Below are 20,137 nucleotides of genomic sequence, written 5' to 3'. Positions count from 1 at the left end.
CGTGTGCTTCCCGACACGATCTCCCCCGCTTCCGTAGCGCCCAGCGGCATCGATCCGGCCGACCTCGCCGCGACGCTCCGCGTTCTGGAGCAGCTCGCCGATATCGACCACGCCCACCCGGACTACGTCACGGTGCGTCGCGCGACAGCGGCGATGTTCAAGGCGGCGAAGAAGGTGCGGCGCCGTGAGATCCGGGATGCCGTTGCCTCCGCCGACCGCGCCGTGGTGCACGCCACCGCGACCGGCGCCCCCGACCGCATCGACGACGAGACCCGCGGCATCCCGATCTCGTCGTCGACGACCGCTCCGATCGCCGGCACCCTCATCAAGGCGCGCGCCTGCTACATCTGCAAGCAGCCGTACACGATCGTGGACGCCTTCTACCACCAGCTGTGCCCGGACTGCGCCGCTCTCAGCCACGCGAAGCGCGACGCCCGCACCGATCTCACGGGACGCCGGGCGCTGCTCACCGGCGGGCGCGCCAAGATCGGGATGTACATCGCACTGCGGCTGCTGCGCGACGGCGCGCACACCACCATCACGACGCGCTTCCCCCGCGACGCGGTCCGCCGGTTCACGAGCCTTCCCGACTCGGCGGAATGGATCGACCGGCTCAAGGTCGTGGGCATCGATCTGCGCGACCCCGCTCAGGTCGTCGGGCTCGCGGATGACGTCGCCGCGGCCGGTCCGCTCGACATCCTTATCAATAACGCCACCCAAACGGTGCGACGCTCCCCCGGCGCCTACCAGCCCCTCGTCGACGCCGAGCTCTCGCCGCTGCCGGACGGGCCGCTGCCCGAGCTCGTCACATTCGGCCACACCAACGACATGCACCCCCAAGCTCTCGAGCGCTCGGTGAACGCTCACCCGATCCTCGCCGCCGCAGCCTCGCGCGCAGACGAGCTCACCGAGCAGGCGATGGCCGCGGGCTCGAGCTCGCTCGAACGGCTCGCCGCCGGTACGGCGATCGACGCGGGCGGACTCATCCCCGACCTCGACAGCGTCAACTCGTGGACGCAGCGCGTCGGCGACGTCGACCCGCTCGAGATGCTCGAGGTCCAGCTCGCCAACACCACGGCCCCCTTCCTCCTGGTCTCGAAGCTGCGCGCCTCGCTCGCCGCGAGCCCGGCCCGCCGCACCTACGTCGTCAACGTCAGCGCGATGGAGGGCGTCTTCAACCGCGGCTACAAGGGCCCCGGTCACCCGCACACGAACATGGCCAAGGCCGCCGTCAACATGCTCACGCGCACGAGCGCGCGGGAGATGTTCGAGACCGACGGCATCCTGATGACGAGCGTCGACACCGGATGGATCACCGACGAGCGTCCTCACCCGACTAAGGTCCGTCTGGCCGAGGAAGGCTTCCACGCCCCGCTCGACCTCGTCGACGGCGCCGCGCGCGTCTACGACCCGATCGTTCGCGGCGAGGCCGGCGAAGATCTGTTCGGGGTCTTCCTCAAGGACTACTCCCCCGGCGCATGGTGAGGCTGCCCGCTCCCGGCGCCCGCGTCGTCGTGCGCTACCTGCTGCCGACGGGACAGGCGACGGATGCCCTCGGCGAGCTGCTGAGCGCGGACGACGAGCTGGTCGTGGTGGACGGCAAGCGCGGGGTCGAACGTATCCGTCGCTCGGACATCGTCGCGGCCAAACCCGTCCCGCCGCGGCCGGCGCCGCGGCCGCGCCGCACCTGACCTCCGCTCCTGCTCAGCAAGAACACGAAAGCCCGCGAACCGATGACTCGGACTCGCGGGCTTTCGCTTCGAGGCGTCAGGCGTCAGGCGTCGGAACGCACGAGGATCTTCGCCCCGGCCCCACCACGGAGCTTCTCGATGGCGCCGACGACACCGTCGATCGGGACCTCCTCGACCCATCCCGTCGTGTCGTAGACGCCGCGCGACATCGCGTCGATGACGGCGTCGAAGTCGGCCGGCAGGTACGCCAGCGCCCCGGCGATCTCGGTCTCCGCCATCACGAGCTGCGTGGGCGAGAACTCCATCGCGCGCTCGTGGATCGCCACGACGACGAGGCGGCCGCCGGGCACCAGGCTCGCGAGTCCCGACGTGATGGCGGGGCCGGCGCCTGCGGCGTCGAACGCGACGTCGGCACCGCGTCCGTCGGTCAGCTCGGCCACCGCGGCGGCGAGGTCGCCCGAGACGGGGTCGACGACCGTGGCACCGAGCGCGGCGATCGTCTCACGCCGCGAGGCGCTCGGCTCTGAGACGAGGACCTTCTCGACACCGCGAGCCTTGAGAGCGAACCAGACGCCGATGCCGATGGGACCGGCACCCGCGACGATCGCGGTCTGCCCCGCCTTCACGAAGGAGCGCTCGACCGCGTGCCACGCGACGGCCATGGGCTCGACGAGGGCACCCATCCGCAGATCGACGTTCTCGGGGAGCTTGTGCAGCATCGACGCCGGAACCGTCGTGTATTCCGCCATGCCACCGCCGTGCGAGCTGAGGCCGTGGAAGCCGATCTTCTGGCAGGCGTTGAACATTCCCTTCCCGCACGCGGGGCACTCGCCGCAGTAGTAAACGGGCCAGACCGCGGCGCGGTCGCCGACCGAGACCCCCTCGACGCCCTCGCCGACCTCGACGACGGTCCCCGCGAACTCGTGACCGAGGATCTGCGGAAGCTGCGCGCCCGTCACGGGGTGCGGCTCGTCGAGTGTGAGGCCCGCGGCCTCCGGAGCGTAGTAGACGTGCAGATCCGACCCGCAGATACCCGCGAAAGCGTTCTTCAGCTTCACCTGGCCCGCGTTCACCGTCGGTTCGTCGACGTTCTCCACACGGAGGTCTTCCTTCGCGTGGAACACTGCTGCCTTCATCGTGATCTCCTCTCGTTCGGCCGCGTTACCGCAGCCACCATTCCGGTGATGCGGCGAGGATCGCCCTCGTCGCCCACGCCACGTCGTCCGCGCCGGAGCGCAGCCAGACCTCGATCGCCGCGACCGTCCCGCCCGCCGCGTACGCGACGGCGATCTCTCGCGTCGGCTGGTCGTCGATCGCGGGCGGCTCGATCTCGGGATGCCGCGCAAGCCATTCCTCGAGGCCGCCGGCGACGACCCGCTCGAGCACGCCACGAATAGGTGCGGCGAGCGAAGGATGCAGCGCCCCGCGGTACACGTCGGCTCGTTCCTTGACGTGCGTGAGCAGCAGGGTCTCGGCGCTCGAAAGCGAGTCGAGCTCGCCGACGTCGGAGAGCACCTCCGCCAGCTCGACGCTCAGCGCGTCGGCGACGAGCGAGACGGGCGAATCCGCGTGACGGTAGAACGTATCGCGTGTCACGCCGGCCGTGCGGCAGATCTCGGAGACCGACAGATCCGCAAGCGGACGAACAGCGGCCAGATCGAGCGCGGCCCGGCGCAGTGCCTCTCGGCTGCGCATCGACCGCGGGTCCATGTGATCAGCCTATCCGACACCTGTCAGACAGTGGGCGGCTCGCTGCGTGATCCCGGCTCGCCGTCGGCGTCGGCGTCGGCGTTTTCATCCTCCGTCGCGGTCGGAACCGCCAGCGGAATCGAGATCGACGCGATACCGCCCCCGCCGAGCAGGTCGCCCGCAGGGTCGGCGGCCGGCGGCTCGTCGGGCAGCAGCTCGGCGTTCGACTTCCGACGAACGGGCTCGGAGGGCAGACCCGCCCATTCGCTCGGTTCCTCGGGTCGCTGCGTGAAGAGTCCCATACGCCCATTGTCACTCGGCGGCACGCCGTTCGCGGCCGCATGGCCGTCGCCTTGCGATGATCGTCTGGGTGCTTTGCACGACCCGCCCCTCCGCTGCACCCGACGGCGCCCCCGGACGGCATATTCGAAGCTCAAGAGAAACCAACGTGCAGATTCCCTCTCCCGCTGCCGCAGCACCGCGTTCCGCACCCACCCCGGCGCTGCTCACGACGCAGTTCCTGTTCAACACGGGCTTCTACGCCGTCGTGCCCTTCCTCGCGCTCGTCCTCACCGAGGACTTCGGCGTCGCGGCCACCACGGTCGGACTGATACTCGGGGTCCGCACGTTCGCCCAGCAGGGCATGTTCCTCGTCGGCGGGGTGCTCGCCGACAGAATCGGCGCGCGCCGCGTCATTCTCCTCGGCTGCGCCGTTCGCGTGGCCGGGTTCACGACGCTCGCGGCATCCCTACTGCTGGCACCGCCCCAGCTCGCTCTCTTCGTCGCCGGGACCGTCCTCACGGGCCTCGGCGGAGCGTTGTTCTCACCGGGGCTCAACGTGCTCCTCGCGGACGCCGAGGGCCGGCGACCGGCCGCGGGAACCGGACCACGTGCCTCGCTTTTCGCCTGGCTCAGCATCACCGGCGAGCTGGGAGCTGTGACCGGCCCCGTCATCGGTGCCGCTCTCCTCGGCTGGGGCTTCGAAACGGTCGCCCTCTGCGGGGCCGGCTTCTTCGTTCTGATCGGACTGTTCCTCGCATTCTCGCTGCCCGCCGCGAGCCGCGAACACACGTCGAAGGTCGCGGCGGGCCCGACAAGACGCTGGTGGTCGTTGCGTGACCGGCGCTTCGTCGGCTTCTCGGCCGCGCACGCCGCCGATCTGCTGGCGTACAACCAGCTCTACCTCGCGTTGCCGTTGCAGCTCGCCACCACGGACCACCCGGCCACCGCGACCGCCGGGATGTTCGCGTGGGTGTCGGTCCTGACGCTGACGCTGCAAATACCCGTCGCCCGCTGGTCGGCGCGCGTCGGCGCGCCGGTCGCCCTTCGCACCGGCTACCTGCTGTCCGCCGCCGGCTTCGCCGTCGTCGCGGTCGGCGCGCTGACGCCGGTGGCGGATGCCGCACGCGTCACGATCGTCGTCGTCGCGGCATCCCTCGTCGTGGCGGGCCACGTGACGACCAACCCGACAGCCCTGTCGCTGGCGCCCCGCTTCGCGGAGGATCGTCCGACAGGGTCGTTCTTCGGCCTGCTCGCCACCTGCGGGGGCATCGCGGTGCTCATCGGCAACCTCATCGTCGGCGTCCTGCTCGCGATGCCCGGGACATCGGCTGCCGCCTGGCTCTTCTTGGCCGCACCGCTGATCGTGGCGGCGGTCGTGGCACCGCGGCTGGCACCTTCTGCTCGGCCTCACTGACCGCCGCCACGTCGCACACGAAACGGAAGAAGCCCCGCCGAAGCGGGGCTCTTCTCGAAGCTGGGGTACCTGGACTCGAACCAAGAACAACTGAACCAGAATCAGCCGTGTTGCCAATTACACCATACCCCATGGTCGGTTTGACCTCAGTCGCACCGAGGATCAACTATACCCGACGGATGCGGTGGGGCCTAACCGAGCGCCGCCCGGGCGCGTCAGCCGACGCGCTGGACGAGCGCGTCGAGCCGGCGGATGGTCTCGGCCTTGCCGAGCAGCTCCATCGACTCGAACAGCGGCGGCGACACGCGACGTCCGCTGAGCGCGACGCGCAGCGGGCCGTAGGCGACACGCGGCTTGAGCCCGAGCCCCTCGATGACGGCGGGCGCGAGGGCATCCTGCACCGCGGCTGCGGTGAAGCCCTGCTCGGGAACGAGCTCGAGGGCGCCGACCGATGCGACGAGCACCTCCCCCGCGTTCGCCGGAAGGCCCGAGAGAGCATCGTCGTCGTAGGCGACCTCGGAGCGGAACAGGAAGCCGAGCAGGCCCGGTGCATCGCCGAGCAGCTGCATCCGCTCCTGGACGAGGGGCGCCGCGGCCTCGAGGATCTCGCGCTGCGCCGCCGTGGGAGGGTTCTCGATCAGCCCGGCGCCGGCGAGGTAGGGCACGAGGCGCTCGGCGAAGTCGTCGGGCGCGAGCATCCGCACGTGGTCGCCGTTGATCGACTCGGCCTTCTTCTGGTCGAAGCGGGCCGGGTTCGGGTTCACGTCGGCGATGTCGAACGCGGCGATCAGCTCGTCGCGCGTGAAGACGTCGCGATCGGGCGCGATCGACCAGCCGAGGAGCGACAGGTAGTTCAGGAGCCCCTCGTGAATGAAGCCCTTCTCGCGCTGCAGGAAGAGATCGGCCTTCGGGTCGCGCTTCGACAGCTTCTTGTTGCCGGTCTCACCGAGGACGAGCGGCATGTGACCGAACCGCGGGACGAAATCGGTGACCCCGGCCTCGATGAGCGCCGCGTACAGCGCGAGCTGACGCGCCGTCGACGGCATGAGGTCCTCGCCGCGCAGAACGTGGGTGATGCCCATGAGCGCGTCGTCGACGGGGTTCACGAACGTGTAGAGCGGAACGCCGCCGGCGCGAACGATGACGAAGTCGGGGAACGACCCGGCGGGGAAGGTCACCTCGCCGCGGATGAGATCGACGAAGGTGAGGTCGTGGTCGGGCACGCGCAGGCGCCATGCGGGCTCGCGACCCTCGGCACGGAAGGCGGCCTTCTGCTCGTCGGTGAGGTCACGGTCGAAGTTGTCGTAGCCGAGCTGCTTCGCGCGGCCGTTCGCCTCGTTGCGGGCGTCGATCTCCTCGGCGGTCGAGTACGACTCGTAGACGACCCCGGCGGCGATGAGCTTGTCGAGCACCTGGCGGTAGATCTCGTGGCGCTGCGACTGGCGGTACGGCGCGTGAGGGCCGCCCTTCTCGACGCCCTCATCCCAGTCGATCTCGAGCCACCGCAGCGCTTCGAGCAGCTGCTGGTAGCTCTCCTCGCTGTCGCGCGCGGCGTCGGTGTCTTCGATGCGGAAGACCATCTTGCCGCCGTTGTGGCGCGCGTAGGCCCAGTTGAACAGGGCCGTGCGGATGAGGCCGACGTGCGGCAGACCGGTCGGCGACGGGCAGAACCGCACGCGGACATCGGTTCCGGCGGCGGTCGTGGTGGCGGGGTGCGGTGCGGTGGACATCCCCTCCAGCTTAGTTCTCGTGAGCGTCGCCGCCGGTGAGCTCCGCGACGACGGCCCGCAGGTGGCCGAGGACCGATGCCACCGCGGGAACCCGGCCCGCTCCGCCCGCGGAGACCGCGTGGATGGCGCGGCGTTCGCTCGCGGGAAGCGGTCGCGTCACCACACCGGGGAGGAGAGGGAATGACGCGACCGCGAGCCCGGGAAGAGTGGCGACACCGATTCCCTGGGCCACGAGCTGCTCGACCGCGACGAAATTGTCGGTCTCGAAGCGGATCGCGGGCTCGAACCCGGCTCGGCCGCACACCTCGAGCAGATGACCACGGCAGCGGGGGCATCCGGCGATCCAGGCCTCGTGCGCAAGTGGCGCGATCTCGATGGCCCCCGCCCCGCGGGCGGCCGGGTGGTCGGCCGGCAGCACCGCCAGCAGGTCGTCGTACCCGATGGCCTCGGTGTCGAGTCCTCGGACGTTCTCACCGTGCGGGTCGCTCCGATCACCCGGGTAACCGAACGTCAGAGCGATGTCGGCCCGGTCTGCGCGCACATCGGCGATCGCCTCGGGCGGCTCCGCCTCGACGTATGTCAGGGTCAGCCCCGGCTCCGCCAGGGCGAGCCGGTCCATCAGCCGCGGCAGCACCGTCGGCGAAGCGGAGGGGAAGCCGACCATGCGCACGGTCCCCGACCGCAATCCGGCGAGCTCGGCCAGTTCACCGGAGGCCGCCTCGATGACCGTCGCGACCGCCGCCGCGTGCCGGGCGATCACGCGGCCTGCTTCGGTGAGCCGCATCCGTCGCCCGACCCGCTCGACGACCGGCACGCCGAGGCGCTGTTCCAGCCGCTTGATCTGCTGGCTCACGGCCGGCTGACTGTAGCCCAGGGCCGTCGCTGCCGCCGTGATGGAGCCACCGTCGGCGACGGCGCGCACGACGCGCAACTCGGTGACGTCGAGACGATAGTCCGGGGTATCCATCCGGATAGATAACTAGGCGTGATGCTTTGTATGCAAATCCTGCCGTAGACCAATAGATCACGATCGCGCAGCCTGGATGCATGCAGACGACGACTCTCACGCCGGAGGAGCTTCACGCCGCGTTCCCGGGGGCTCAGGGCTATCTCGCCGCCTGCAGCACGGGCCTGCCGACGGTCGCGACGCGGGCGGCGGTCGTCGCCGACCTCGATGCCCGGCCCGATCTCGTTCATTACGCGGACGTGGCCGAGCGTTGCCGCGGCCACTTCGCCCGATTGGTGTCGACCGACCCCGAGCACGTGGCCATCGGGTCGCAGACGTCGGTCCTGGTCGGCATGATCGCGGCTTCGCTCCCCGATGGCGCAACCGTGCTGTGCCCCGAGGGCGAGTTCTCCTCGCTCGTTCTCCCGTTCGCGCACGCCGGGCGCGGCATCCGAGTCCGCGCCGTCCCGCTCGCCGACCTCGCCGACGCGATCACTCCGGATGTCGACCTGGTCGCATTCTCGATCGTGCAGTCGGCCACGGGAGAGGTCGCCGACGCGGCCGCGATCGCCGAGGCCGCGCAGCGGACCCGAGCCCGCACCCTCTGCGACGCGACGCAGGCGGCGGGCTGGCTCCCCCTCGACGCCGGGCAGTTCGACGCCCTCGTCTGCCACACGTACAAGTGGCTGTGCGCGCCTCGCGGCGTGGCTTTCCTCGTGCTCGCCGACGACTTCGCAGCGACGCTCACACCCCTCCACGCCGGATGGTACGCCGGCGAGGACCCGTGGGCCGCGTGCTACGGCGTCGACGCGTCACTCGCGCGCTCGGCGCGGCGCTTCGATGTGTCGCCAGCGTGGCAGGCGATGGTGGGCGCCGAACCAGCACTGGCGATGTTCGCGGATGCCGACCCTGCGGCCCTGCACGCGCGGGTGACCGGTCTCGCCTCAGCCTTTCGCGAGCGGCTCGGACTTCCCGAGCCTCTGCGGGCGACCCCGATCGTCACGTGGCCCGACCCCGCCGGTACGGATCTCGCACGGCTGACGTCCGCCGGGGTGGCGGCATCCGGCCGTCGCGGCAATGCGCGCATCGCGTTCCACGTCTTCAACGACGAGGCCGACGTCGAGCTGGCCGCGACCGCCCTCCTCGGCTGATCAGCGGAGCACGGCGGTGGGCGGCGTCACGCCGTCAGTGCCCACCCGGTCGACGCGAGCGCATCGGCGATGTGGGAATCACCCGCGAAGTCGATGCCATCGGTGAAGAAGCTGATGATCACCAGCGCGAACATCAGCGCGATCGAGAGGAAGAGGATCGCGCTCGAGACGAGGGCGATGATCAACTGTGCGCGGTGGCTCATGACTCCACGGTGCCAGCCTTCCGCCCCGGAGCAAAATGCTTGCCGCTGAGCGGCCCAGGGTCTAGGTGCCGACGGGGTGGTTCGAACGGTCGGGCGAACGCATAGACCGGCCAGCCAGAAGTCCGCCGATCACGACGACAGCGACGACAGCGAGAGCGCACACCGCTAGACCCGCGTAGCCGAGGACGCCCAACACTCCCCCGGCCGCGGCGGCGCCCGCGGCCCCGACGACGTTCATGATGGCGTCGCTGCGTCCCTGACGCGCGGTCCGGCGCTCCGGCGACGACGCCTCGGTGAGCAGCGCCGATCCCGCCACGGTGGCTCCGCTCCAGCCGAGCCCGAGCAGAATCAGTGAGGCAGTGACAGCGAGGGCCGAGTCGGCGCCCATCGCGGCGACGACGAGCGAGGCGGCGAGCAGAGCCTGACCGAGCAGGACCGTCGCCACGCGCCCGAGACGGTCGGCGAGGATGCCGAAGAGAGGTGACAGCGCATACATGCCGGCGATGTGCAGGCTGATGGTGAGCCCGACGACCGAGAGTTCCGCACCGTGGTGGACGAGATGCAGAGGCGTCATCGCCATGACCGACACCATGACCCCGTGCGATCCGGCGATCGCGAGCACGGCGTATCGGGCGGCACCGGGTCGGTCGGCCTGCGCCCGGCGCGTCGCCGGCGCCTGGGGTGCCTCGGCGCTCGCCGTGCGCGCGAGCAACAGCGGGTCGGGCCGCAGAGCGACGAGGTATAAGGCGATGGCCAGCAGCTGCGCGACCGCCGTGAAGAGGTACGGCCCGGTCAGGGGAGGCATCCCCACCACGTCGCCGAGCGCCTCACCGGCGCCGATCAGGTTCGGACCGAGCACAGCGCCGATGGTGGTCGCCCACACGACGATCGAGAGGTCGCGCCCGCGCGTGCGATCGGTCGCGAGATCGGTCGCGGCGAACCGGGACTGCAGATTCGCGGCCTGGCCGGCGCCGATCAACGCGAAGGCGACGAGCAGAACCGGGAACAGCGCTGCCGCCGTCCCCACGACCACGAGCGCGACGCCGACGAGCGCCAGCAGCATCCCGAGGGCGAGCGCCGGGCGTCGCCCCGACCGCGACGCGAACGAGGCCAACGGCACCGCCAGCAGAGCAGCCCCCAGCGTCACCGCAGCAGTCGGGAGACCCGCCAGAGCCTCGTCGCCCGTGAGCCGCTCGGTGATGACCGCTCCGAGCGAGATGGTCGACCCGAAACCGATGCCGCCGAGCACCTGGCCGAGCGAGAGCACGACCAGCGCGCGGCGCCGCACGACCTCCCGTGGGACGCCGGCGGACGCCGCGCTCGGAGCAGGAGTTCCGATCGTGTCAGGCATCCCGGACGATGTTGCGCAGGATGCCGAGACCATCGATCTCGACCTCCACGACATCGCCCGCGACGAGCGGACCGACGCCGGCAGGCGTTCCCGTCAGGATGACGTCGCCCGGCAGCAGCGTGAACGCCGCCGAGGCGTAGGCGATGAGGTCGGCGATGCCATGGACCATGTCGGTCAGCGGTGCACGCTGCTTCTCGTCGCCGTTCACCCGGGCGACGAGCTCGGCCTGTGACGGGTCGAACTCGGTCTCGATGGCCGGCCCGAGCGGGCAGAACGTGTCGAAGCCCTTCGCCCGCGTCCACTGGCCGTCGCTGCGCTGCAGGTCGCGTGCCGTGACATCGTTCGCGATCGAGTAGCCGAACACATGGCTTAGCGCGTCGTCGGCGGAGACGTTGCGGGTGACCTTGCCGATGACGACGGCGAGCTCGCCCTCGAAGTCCACCTGCTGCGACTGGGTCGGGCGGATGATGGCGTCGCCGGGACCGATCACCGAGGTGTTCGGCTTGAAGAACAGCAAGGGTTCCGCGGGCACCTCATTGCCGAACTCCGCGGCGTGCTCGCGGTAGTTCCGGCCGACGGCGATGATCTTGGATCGCGGGATGACGGGAGCCAGCAGCACGGCGTCGCTGAGCGCAACGCGCTCGCCCGTCGTGTCGTAGCCCGCGTACATCGGGTCGCCTGCCAGGGTCACCAGGTCGGTGCCGTCGAGGATGCCGTAGCGGATGGCCTCGTTGTGGGAGAACCGTACGATCTTCATCTCAGCCGTCCAATCGCACGAGCCAGCCGTGCTTGTCTTCGCGTCGTCCGTACTGGATGTCGGTGAGCTCTTCGCGCAGCGACAGGGCGAGCTCGCCGACCGGCTGCTCGTCGAAGAAGTCGTGCCCCTTGAGAATCCCGATCGGCGTCACGACGGCAGCGGTACCGCAAGCGAAGACCTCGACGATGTCACCGGATGCCACGCCCTGGCGCCACTCGTCGAGCGAGACGGCGCGTCCCTCGACCTTGTGCCCGCGGTCGCGCGCGAGCTGCAGGATCGAGTCGCGGGTGATCCCTTCGAGGATCGAGTCGGACTGCGGCGTGACGATCGTGCCGTCCTTGTAAACGAACACGACGTTCATGCCGCCGAGCTCCTCCACGTTGCGGTCCTGATCGAGGAAGACGACCTGGTCGCATTCGTTCTCGTACGCCTCGGCCTGCGGGAGCAGGCTCGACGCGTAGTTGCCGCCGGTCTTGGCGGCACCCGTGCCGCCCTTGCCTGCGCGGGCGTAGTCCTCGCTGAGCCAGATCGAGACGGGCTTCACACCCCCGGTGAAGTAAGCACCCGCCGGGCTCGCGATCAGGTAGTACGCGACCTTGTTCGCGGGGCGCACGCCGAGGAACGCCTCCTTCGCGAACATGAACGGCCGCAGATAGAGCGACTGATCGGCGCCGGAGGGCACCCAATCCCCATCGACGGCGATGAGCTCGCGGAGCGACTGGATGAACCATTCGACCGGCAGCTCGGGCAGCGCGAGGCGGCGCGCGGAGCGCTGGAGCCGCCGACCGTTCTGGTCGGGTCGGAAGGTATGGACCGAGCCGTCGGCGTGACGATAAGCCTTGATGCCCTCGAAGATCTCCTGGCCGTAGTGCAGCACCGCCGCAGCCGGATCGAGGGTGATCGGACCGTACGGCTGGACGCGCGGGCGGTGCCAGCCGCCCCGGACCGACCAGCAGATGTCCACCATGTGGTCGGTGAAGTGCGTGCCGAACCCGGGATTCGCGAGGATCTCCTCGCGACGGGCAGCCGAGGCCGCGGTGAGGTTTCGCGTGACGGCGAACTCGAGGGCTTCGAGTCCGGCGTCGGGGTCGTTTTCGAGGAGCGTCATCTGTCTTCCCAGAGAATGTCGGGCGGCGGGCGGCTTCCAGGCTACGCCCGGAGTCGAGCCGTGATCGCGTCGCCGATCTGTGTCGTGGTGCGCGGGTCCGAGCTGCGGTCCGCGATGTCAGCCTCGACCGCGCGTGTCACGCGTCGAGCGGCCTCCGTGAGCCCGAGGTGATCGAGCAGCAACGAGACGGAGAGGATCGCGGCCGTGGGATCGGCCTTCTGCAGGCCCGCGATGTCGGGCGCCGATCCGTGGACGGGCTCGAACATCGAAGGGAACGCGCCGTCGGGGTTGATGTTCCCCGATGCGGCGAGGCCGATGCCTCCGGTGACGGCGCCGGCCAAGTCGGTCAGGATGTCGCCGAAGAGGTTGTCGGTGACGATCACATCGAAACGGCCCGGGTTCGTGACCAGGAAGATCGTCGCCGCGTCGACGTGGAGATAGTCTACGGCGACGTCGGGGTGCTCAGCCGCCACCTCGTCCACGATGCGCTTCCAGATCCCGCCCGCGTGCACGAGGACGTTCGTCTTGTGCACCAGCGTCAGCTTCTGCCGCCGGCGCTCGGCCAGATCGAACGCGTAGCGCACGACACGCTCGACACCGAAAGCGGTGTTCACCGAGGTCTCGTTCGCGACCTCGTGCGGGGTGCCGCGGCGGATGCTGCCGCCGTTGCCGACGTACGGCCCCTCGGTGCCCTCGCGGACCACGACGAAGTCGATCTCCCCGGGGGCGGCGAGCGGACCCGGAACGCTCGGATACAGCTTCGACGGCCGGAGGTTGACGTAGTGGTCGAGCTCGAAGCGAAGCTTGAGCAGGAGTCCCCGCTCGATGTTCGCGTCGCGCAGCCGCGGGTCGCCGGGCACTCCCCCGACCGCGCCGAGGAGGATCGCGTCGTGCCCCGCGATGGCCGCGAGGTCGTCGTCCGTGAGCGTGTCACCGGTCTCGAGGTAGCGCGCCGCACCGAGCGCGAACCGCGTCCTGTCGATGACCACATCCGTCCCCGCCACGGCCGCGTCGAGCACCTTCTCGGCCTCGGCGACGACCTCGGGACCGATTCCGTCGCCCGGAATCACGGCCAGCTTCACGACGCGCGACATCGCTCTCCTCGTTCTCGGCGAAGCGGCGCGCCGAGCGCTCAGTGCTCGGCGGGCCGCGAGTGGGATCCCTTCAGCGTAGTGGCCGCGATGATGCCTGCGCAGACGACGAGCACAGCGCCGATGGCGGCGGTCACGCCGACGCCGGAGTCGAACGCGTGCGCGGCTGCATCCATCAGCTGACGTCCGATCGGCTCGGGCAGACCCTGCGCGACGTTGACGGCTCCCGCGAGAGTCTCGCGCGCTGCATCAGCGGCCTCGGCTGGCACCCCTTCGGGGACCGCCATGCCGACGCGATACATCGCGGTGAGGATGCCGCCGAGCACCGCTGTTCCCAGCACGGCGCCCACCTCGTACGCAGTCTCGGACACTGCACTGGCCGCTCCGGCCTTCGCCGGCGGGGCGCTCGCGAGCACGAGTTCGTTCGACACCGTCTCCGCCGCGCCGATGCCCATACCCAGCAGGGCGAACGCGAGCACGAGCTCGATCATGCTCTCGGCGTCGGTCAGGAGCGCGATCATGACGTACCCGGCGGCCGACAGCGTCAGTGCCGCGGGCACGACGATGCGAGGCGACACCCGGCGCGAGATGGGCACGACTCCCAGGCCCGCGACGATCATCATGGCCAGACCGGGCACGAGCGCGAGCCCGGCCTGCAGCGGCGAGAGACCGACGATCAGCTGCAGATGCTGCGTCACGAAGTACAGGAACCCGACGAGGGCCACGACGCTCAGGAGGTTGACCAGCAGCGCACCACTGAAGGTGCCCCGGGAGAACAGTCGCATGTCGAGCATCGGTTCGTTCACGCGAAGCTGGCGCCGCACGAAGAGCCAGCCGAACACCAGCCCGAGCGCGAACAGCAGCGGCGGGGTGATGCCCCACCCCTTCACCGCGAAGTCCTTGATGGCGTAGACGATCGGCACCATCGTCAGCATCGACAGGGCGATGCTGATCGGATCGATGCGCCCCGGCCGCGGATCGCGGCTCTCGGGAACGAGGAAGGGCGCGAGCACGAGCAGCGGCACGAGTACCGGCACCGCCATGAGGAACACCGACCCCCAGCTGAAATGCTCGAGCAGCACGCCGCCGACGATCGGACCGAGCGCGGCGCCCGCCGAGAACATCGAGGCCCAGACCGCGATGGCGAGCCGGCGCTGGTCCCGGTCGGTGAAGATGCTTCGCAGCAGCGACAGCGTCGACGGCATCAGCATGGCGCCGAACACGCCCATCGCCGCCCTCGCCGCGATGAGCATCTCGGCGTTGGGCGCGAAAGCCGCCAGGGCGGAGACCGTTGCGAACCCGGTCGCGCCGACCAGCAGCATCCGGCGCCGACCGAAGCGATCGCCGAGCGACCCCATCGTCACGAGGAGTCCCGCGAGGATGAGCGGATACACGTCGATGATCCAGAGCTGTTGCGCGCTGGTGGGACTCAGGGCTCGTGCGATCTCGGGCAGCGCAAAGCTCAGCACCGTGTTGTCCACCGATACGAGCAGCACCGGCAGCATCAGCACGCCGAGCGCGGCCCACCCCCGCCAGCCGACCCGTCGGCCCTGGCCGTCTGCGATTGCGATCTCTTCTGTCAACGTCATTAGTTCACCGTCCAGCCGGTATAGTAACAGGACCGAACGCCGAGACGCGAGAGGATTGAGGACATGAGTCGTCCCCCACGCGCACGCGAGAGCGTGCTCGACGCGTACGAGAATCTCCTGATCTCCGACGGAGCCCGCGGCGCCACGATGGACGCTGTCGCCGCCGCAGCCGGGGTCTCGAAGGGAGGGCTGCTGTACCACTACGCCTCGAAGGAGGCGCTCGAGACGGCCCTCCTGGAGCGGATGATGGAGCTCGCGCGTCTCGACGTCGACGACATGGCGCAGCATCCCGAGGGGATCGTCGCGGCCTATCTCCGCACGTCGGTGATGGAGGACAGCGCGCTCGATCGCGCGCTCTTGGCCGGTTCCCGTCTGGCTCAGAGCGGTCACCCCGCCGCGAGCGCCGCGCTGCGCGACGTCCGCACCCTGTGGGAAGAGGCGCTCCGCGAGCACACGCGCGACGAGACGGCGCTGCAGCTCGTGCTTCTGGTCGGCGACGGCCTCTACTTCAACAACGCGCTGGGGGCGGGCGCTGTCGTGGGTCCACTCCCCCAGGGCGAAGACTTCGACGCACTCATCCGGCTGGTGCTCAGCGTCGCCCGACCATGACCGATGCCCGGGACGAATCCGCCCCGGGCATCGAATAGAGCACTCAGACCTCGGTCAGCTCGATCTGGCGGAACAGGTCTGCGGCCACGGCCTCGCGCATCTCGTCGAGAAGGTGGTCGGGCACCGGCGAATCGACCGTGAGCACCGAGAGCGCGCGGCCCGAGGCGTCCGGCCGCGCGACCTGCAGACCGGCGATGTTGATGCCCGCCTCCCCCAGCTTCTGGCCGTAGATCGCGACGATGCCGGGCCGGTCGGCGTAGCGCATGACGACGTGGTGACGCTCGATCGGCACCTCGACCTCGTAACCGTTGATACCGACCACCTTCGGAACCATCCGCGTTCCGGCGAGAGTGCCCTCGACCGTCAGGACCGACCCGTCGGAGAGGGTGCCCCGGAGAATGGTGATGTTGCGGTAGAGCGGGCTGTCGGCCTCGACGATGAGACGAGTCTCGATGCCGCGCTGCTCGGCGAAGAGCGGTGCGTTCACGTACGAGACGTTCTCGCTGACGATATTGGTGAAGATGCCCTTCAGCGCGGCGAGACGGTACACGCTCACGTCGTAGGCGGCCAGCTCGCCGCGGACCTCGATGTCGAGGCTCGTCAGTGCGCTGGGCGCAAGACCCGTGAAGATCTGGCCGAGCTGCTCGACGAGCGCGATGCCGGGGCGGACGAAGGGGTCGATGACACCCCCGGCGACGTTGACGGCATCGGGCACGAGGTCGCCCTCGAGAGCGAGCTTGACCGACTTCGCGACCGAGACGCCCGCCTTCTCCTGAGCCTCATCGGTCGACGCGCCGAGGTGCGGCGTGACGACGACGTTCGGCAGAGAGAGCAGCGGGTACGCCGTGCCGTCCTCCTTCGGCGGCTCGCTCGTGAACACGTCGAGCCCCGCCCCGGCGATCTCGCCGGTCGTGAGAGCGGCGTAGAGGGCCTCCTCGTCGATCAGGCCGCCGCGAGCGACGTTGACGACGTAGGCGGACTTCTTCATGCGCGCGAACTGCTCGGCGCCGATCATGCCGGTCGTCTCAGGCGTCTTGGGCATGTGGATCGTGACGAAATCGCTCTGCGCGAGCAGGTCGTCGAGGCTCAACAGCGTCACGCCGAGCTGCTGTGCACGGGTGGGAGTGACGTAGGGGTCGTATGCCACGACGTTGACGCCGAATGCCTGCAGTCGCGCAGCGATCAGCGCACCGATACGGCCGAGGCCGATGATGCCCACGGTCTTCTCGAACAGCTCGGTTCCGGTGAAGGACGAGCGCTTCCACGCACCGGTCGCGAGCGACGCGTGAGCCGCGGGAATGTGGCGCGCAAGGCTGAGGATGTGGCCGACGGTGAGCTCGGCCGCGGAGATGATGTTGGATGTCGGAGCGTTGACCACCATCACACCGGCAGCAGTTGCGGCCTTGATGTCGACGTTGTCGAGTCCGACGCCCGCGCGAGCGATGACCTTCAGCGAGGGCGCGGCAGCGATCGCCTCGGCATCCATCTTGGTCGCCGATCGGATCAGCACAGCATGCGCGTCGGCGAGAGCCGGCAGCAGCGCGGCACGGTCGGCGCCGTCGACGGATCGGATCTCGAAATCAGGACCGAGGGCATCGATCGTGGCGGGCGAGAGTTCTTCGGCGATGAGCACGACGGGCTGGGGCACGGACGATCCTCTGGAGCATGCGCAGAAGCGCGGAACGGGTGGTCGCCACGACAGCCGACGGCGGTGCGGCGGGTCGTCTCAGCCTAGCGCGGCGTCGGCGACACCCATGACCGTGTGACGTTCCGCCGCGTCAGACCGCACCGGAGGTGAGCGCGAACGAGATGACGTTGAGGAAGAACACGGACGCAAGCCCGAGGCCGCCCAGCAGAATGAGCGCGAACGCCCAGGACGGCCGGCGCCAACCGAGCGCGAAAGCCCCGGCGAAGATCACGATCGGCATCACGACCGCGGCGACGACCGCCACCCACCCGACAGCGGTGCGTGCCGGAGAGGGCGCGAAGAGGAGCGGGACCGCCGCCCAGACCGCATACGCGTAGAACAGACCGAACGCGCCCGCGACAGTCGCCACCCGCCAGACCGGGGGCGCCTTCCGTGACGGCTGCGCTTCGTTCGACACCATCAGCTCACCGCCCCGAGCGTCGCGAAGGGCCACGGAACGAGAAGCAGCGCTCCCGCGACGAGCCAGGCGAATCGAATCCACGCGCGCGAACTCCGAGTGAGGACGTAGGCGGCCGTGAACCAGATCGCCGGCGCGGCGACGGCGAGCACGAGCACCGGGATGGTGACGGCCGTCTCGATCCCGAGCAGTCCGCTCAGGTTGTGGACGCGCATGCCGCCGACGAACCAGCCGACCGAGTACAGCAGATAGATCCCGCCGAGGACACCGAGCGAGATGAGAGCAGCACTGCTCAGGCCCTCGGACGAGGGGTGCTCCGCCGACTCGGCAGGCAGGTCGGACGCCGTCTCCCTGGAATCGTTCTCCCTAGGGCCGGACGCCGCCGGCGTGGGCTGACCCGTGGCCGCGGACACGAGTGTCGGATCGTCGTCCCCCGCCCAGCTCAGGGCGTCGTCATCGCGGCTCGTCACCTGCTCAGAGTACCGCGCGACCACGGCCGGCACGGGCGCGGCGCCGTGCCGCGCCGATCAGCGACCGATCTGACGACCGCCGCGCAGCACCAGAATCGCGACACCGGCGCCGGCCAGAGCGAGCGCTCCGGCCCACGGCGCCCAGACGACGGGTCGCGTGAGTTCCTCGCCCGACCCGTCGTGCAACGATCCGACTCGGACCGCGTCGGTCCGCCCCGTCGGGTCTTCAGCGGGGACGGAAGCGCCGAGCTGCGCCGACCCGCCCACGTCAGGACCGCCGTCGATGTGGACCGCGTCGCTCGGTTCGGGGGTGGGCGTTGCCATGTCGGTGCCACGCGGCGCGAGCCGCAGCAAGGCGCCGAGTCGGATAGCAGTAGAAGCGCGCAGCTCGACCTGGGCGTCGGTCTCGATGCGCGGCGGCGTCGGCGCGGGCGGCTGCTCGACGGGCACCGTCGGCGGGGGGTCCGCCGGAGAGGACGGGCTCGGTGCCGGACTCGTGGTCGGCGCCGGAGTCGGCTCGCCATCCGTCGGCGACGGTTCGCTGGTCGGCGCCGGCGACGGCGTCTCGGTCTCACCCGGCGCGGGCGTCGGGACGCCCTCGTCCGATTCCTCATCCGGGATCACGGGCGCAACCGGGGCGTCCGATCGCGGGACGACCTCGATCTCATCGGCGGTGACCGACCAGGCGGACGGTGCGGTGATCGCCCCCGCGATCACAGAAGCTGCGACGCACACCGCCCCCAGGCGCGCGCGAGCGAACTGCTTCTTACGGACGGGCATGCATCCATCGTAAAAGGTCACGACTGTGGGGGCACGCCGAAAGCCCGGCCCCTGATGGGGACCGGGCTTCCGTGGCACGAGGCCGGGCTCGACGGGGTGCCGCCGAGGGTCGCGGAGCGGACTGTGCCGCTCGTGACGGGTCAGCGCGCGGCGCTGCCCTCGATGTAGTCGCTGTCCTGCTGCTTCCAGGCGAAGAGTCCGCGCAGCTCCTTGCCGGTCGCCTCGATCGGGTGGCCCTGCTCCTTCTCGCGGAGGCCGAGGAACTCGGTGGCGCCGTTGTCCTGGTCGGCGATGAAGCGCTGCGCGAACGCGCCCGACTGGATGTCGGCGAGCACGGCCTTCATGTTCTCCTTGACCTCCGGCGAGATCACGCGCGGGCCCGAGACGTAGTCGCCGTACTCGGCGGTGTCGGAGATCGACCAGCGCTGCTTGGCGATGCCGCCCTCCCACATGAGGTCGACGATCAGCTTGAGCTCGTGCAGCACCTCGAAGTACGCGATCTGGGGCTGGTAGCCGGCCTCGATCAGCGTCTCGAAGCCGTACTGGACGAGGTGGCTCATGCCACCGCAGAGCACGGCCTGCTCGCCGAAGAGATCGGTCTCGGTCTCCTCCGTGAAGGTGGTCTTGATGACACCCGCGCGGGTGCCGCCGATGGCCTTCGCGTACGAAAGCGCGGTGTCCCAGGCCGAGCCGGACGCGTCGCGCTCGACGGCGATGATGTCGGGGATGCCGCGACCCGCGACGAACTCGCGGCGCACCGTGTGGCCCGGGGCCTTCGGGGCGACGAGGATGACGTCGACGCCCTCGGGAGCGTCGATGTAGCCGAAGCGGATGTTGAAGCCGTGCGCGAACGCGAGGGTCTTGCCCGCCGTGAGCTTGTCCTTGATGGAGTCGGCGTAGATCGAGCGCTGGTGCTGATCGGGAGCCAGGATCATGATGAGGTCGGCCCACTCTGCGGCATCCGCGACGTTCTTGACCTCGAAGCCCTCGTCCTGCGCCTTCGCGGCCGACTTCGAGCCGTCCTTGAGCGCGATGACGACCTCGACACCGGAGTCGCGGAGGTTCTGGGCGTGGGCGTGTCCCTGCGAGCCGTAGCCGACGATCGCGACCTTCTTGCCCTGGATGATGGACAGGTCGGCGTGGTCGTCGTAGAAGATCTCGGCCATGTTCG

21 protein-coding genes and 1 tRNA gene are annotated in these 20,137 nt (G+C 69.9%); 5 read left to right on the top strand and 17 right to left on the bottom strand.

Annotated features, from left to right (window positions below):
* Positions 1–3 precede the first annotated feature (3 nt).
* Complete coding sequence (locus tag P6897_RS07465; protein ID WP_094261688.1) at positions 4–1,485, top strand: SDR family NAD(P)-dependent oxidoreductase; 1,482 nt, start codon at positions 4–6, stop codon at positions 1,483–1,485.
* Positions 1,479–1,691, top strand: a complete 213-nt coding sequence (locus P6897_RS07460; RefSeq protein WP_274177788.1) for a hypothetical protein — start codon at positions 1,479–1,481, stop codon at positions 1,689–1,691. The genes P6897_RS07465 and P6897_RS07460 overlap by 7 nt, the downstream gene beginning before the upstream one ends.
* Positions 1,692–1,774: 83 nt before the next feature.
* Here P6897_RS07460 and P6897_RS07455 read toward each other — a convergent pair whose 3' ends face one another.
* Genes P6897_RS07455 through P6897_RS07445 form a run of 3 tightly spaced genes read right to left on the bottom strand, consistent with a single transcriptional unit; the run spans position 1,775 to position 3,682 of the window.
* On the bottom strand, positions 1,775–2,827 hold the full coding sequence (locus P6897_RS07455) for a 2,3-butanediol dehydrogenase (RefSeq protein WP_274177787.1): 1,053 nt from the start codon (positions 2,825–2,827) through the stop codon (positions 1,775–1,777).
* A gap of 25 nt (positions 2,828–2,852) precedes the next feature.
* The gene (locus P6897_RS07450; protein ID WP_274177786.1) at positions 2,853–3,401 is read right to left on the bottom strand and encodes a TetR/AcrR family transcriptional regulator; all 549 of its coding nucleotides are present in this window, start codon (positions 3,399–3,401) and stop codon (positions 2,853–2,855) included.
* Between the two features lie 23 nt (positions 3,402–3,424).
* Positions 3,425–3,682, bottom strand: a complete 258-nt coding sequence (locus tag P6897_RS07445; RefSeq protein WP_282502494.1) for a hypothetical protein — start codon at positions 3,680–3,682, stop codon at positions 3,425–3,427.
* Between the two features lie 146 nt (positions 3,683–3,828).
* Here P6897_RS07445 and P6897_RS07440 point away from each other — a divergent pair, with 146 nt between their 5' ends.
* The gene (locus tag P6897_RS07440; RefSeq protein ID WP_282502492.1) at positions 3,829–5,076 is read left to right on the top strand and encodes an MFS transporter; all 1,248 of its coding nucleotides are present in this window, start codon (positions 3,829–3,831) and stop codon (positions 5,074–5,076) included.
* A 60-nt stretch (positions 5,077–5,136) separates the two neighbouring features.
* On the opposite strand, the gene P6897_RS07435 is transcribed toward P6897_RS07440, so the two are convergent.
* The 3 genes from P6897_RS07435 to P6897_RS07425 form a co-directional block, all read right to left on the bottom strand.
* Positions 5,137–5,208, bottom strand: a tRNA-Gln gene (locus tag P6897_RS07435).
* Positions 5,209–5,291: 83 nt separating this feature from the next.
* Positions 5,292–6,806: a glutamate--tRNA ligase gene (gene gltX / locus P6897_RS07430; RefSeq protein WP_282502491.1), complete on the bottom strand. Its 1,515-nt coding sequence runs from the start codon at positions 6,804–6,806 to the stop codon at positions 5,292–5,294.
* A 10-nt stretch (positions 6,807–6,816) separates the two neighbouring features.
* On the bottom strand, positions 6,817–7,773 hold the full coding sequence (locus P6897_RS07425) for a LysR family transcriptional regulator (protein ID WP_282502490.1): 957 nt from the start codon (positions 7,771–7,773) through the stop codon (positions 6,817–6,819).
* A gap of 80 nt (positions 7,774–7,853) precedes the next feature.
* Here P6897_RS07425 and P6897_RS07420 point away from each other — a divergent pair, with 80 nt between their 5' ends.
* Positions 7,854–8,903: an aminotransferase class V-fold PLP-dependent enzyme gene (locus P6897_RS07420; protein WP_282502488.1), complete on the top strand. Its 1,050-nt coding sequence runs from the start codon at positions 7,854–7,856 to the stop codon at positions 8,901–8,903.
* A gap of 26 nt (positions 8,904–8,929) precedes the next feature.
* Here P6897_RS07420 and P6897_RS07415 read toward each other — a convergent pair whose 3' ends face one another.
* The 6 genes from P6897_RS07415 to P6897_RS07390 all read right to left on the bottom strand — a co-directional run bounded on the left by P6897_RS07415 (position 8,930) and on the right by P6897_RS07390 (position 15,002).
* Positions 8,930–9,106 (bottom strand): hypothetical protein, encoded by a 177-nt coding sequence (locus tag P6897_RS07415; RefSeq protein ID WP_269266446.1) that lies wholly within the window; start codon positions 9,104–9,106, stop codon positions 8,930–8,932.
* 61 nt (positions 9,107–9,167) lie between these two features.
* A complete protein-coding gene (locus P6897_RS07410; protein WP_282502486.1) occupies positions 9,168–10,457 on the bottom strand; it encodes an MFS transporter in 1,290 nt (429 codons plus the stop codon).
* Complete coding sequence (locus tag P6897_RS07405) at positions 10,450–11,214, bottom strand: fumarylacetoacetate hydrolase family protein (RefSeq protein WP_282502484.1); 765 nt, start codon at positions 11,212–11,214, stop codon at positions 10,450–10,452. Before P6897_RS07405 ends, P6897_RS07410 begins: the two co-directional genes overlap by 8 nt.
* Before the next feature lies 1 nt (position 11,215).
* Positions 11,216–12,322: a branched-chain amino acid aminotransferase gene (locus P6897_RS07400; protein ID WP_112614406.1), complete on the bottom strand. Its 1,107-nt coding sequence runs from the start codon at positions 12,320–12,322 to the stop codon at positions 11,216–11,218.
* Between the two features lie 41 nt (positions 12,323–12,363).
* Positions 12,364–13,416 carry a 3-isopropylmalate dehydrogenase gene (locus tag P6897_RS07395; RefSeq protein WP_282502482.1) on the bottom strand — a complete coding sequence of 351 codons (1,053 nt, stop codon included), beginning with the start codon at positions 13,414–13,416 and terminating at the stop codon, positions 12,364–12,366.
* Between the two features lie 38 nt (positions 13,417–13,454).
* Entirely contained in the window at positions 13,455–15,002 is a 1,548-nt protein-coding gene (locus P6897_RS07390) for an MFS transporter (protein WP_282502481.1), read from the bottom strand.
* Positions 15,003–15,065: 63 nt separating this feature from the next.
* Between P6897_RS07390 and P6897_RS07385 the strand changes: the two genes are divergently transcribed.
* On the top strand, positions 15,066–15,611 hold the full coding sequence (locus P6897_RS07385; protein WP_181574124.1) for a TetR family transcriptional regulator: 546 nt from the start codon (positions 15,066–15,068) through the stop codon (positions 15,609–15,611).
* A gap of 43 nt (positions 15,612–15,654) precedes the next feature.
* Here P6897_RS07385 and serA read toward each other — a convergent pair whose 3' ends face one another.
* From serA to ilvC, 5 genes are all read right to left on the bottom strand, one after another.
* Positions 15,655–17,259 carry a phosphoglycerate dehydrogenase gene (gene serA, locus P6897_RS07380; RefSeq protein ID WP_269266450.1) on the bottom strand — a complete coding sequence of 535 codons (1,605 nt, stop codon included), beginning with the start codon at positions 17,257–17,259 and terminating at the stop codon, positions 15,655–15,657.
* 130 nt (positions 17,260–17,389) lie between these two features.
* Positions 17,390–17,719, bottom strand: a complete 330-nt coding sequence (locus P6897_RS07375) for a hypothetical protein (protein ID WP_282502480.1) — start codon at positions 17,717–17,719, stop codon at positions 17,390–17,392.
* Complete coding sequence (locus tag P6897_RS07370; protein ID WP_282502479.1) at positions 17,719–18,186, bottom strand: hypothetical protein; 468 nt, start codon at positions 18,184–18,186, stop codon at positions 17,719–17,721. The genes P6897_RS07375 and P6897_RS07370 overlap by 1 nt, the downstream gene beginning before the upstream one ends.
* Before the next feature lie 57 nt (positions 18,187–18,243).
* The gene (locus tag P6897_RS07365) at positions 18,244–18,966 is read right to left on the bottom strand and encodes a hypothetical protein (RefSeq protein WP_282502478.1); all 723 of its coding nucleotides are present in this window, start codon (positions 18,964–18,966) and stop codon (positions 18,244–18,246) included.
* Between the two features lie 140 nt (positions 18,967–19,106).
* Entirely contained in the window at positions 19,107–20,132 is a 1,026-nt protein-coding gene (ilvC, locus tag P6897_RS07360) for a ketol-acid reductoisomerase (RefSeq protein WP_023951072.1), read from the bottom strand.
* Between the last annotated feature and the right edge of the window lie 5 nt (positions 20,133–20,137).

The organism is Microbacterium sp. BDGP8 (assembly GCF_029991045.1).
Classification (GTDB): domain Bacteria; phylum Actinomycetota; class Actinomycetes; order Actinomycetales; family Microbacteriaceae; genus Microbacterium; species Microbacterium plantarum.
The sequence above is the reverse complement of the archived record's forward strand: the minus strand, read 5'-3'. Positions and strand labels throughout refer to the sequence as shown.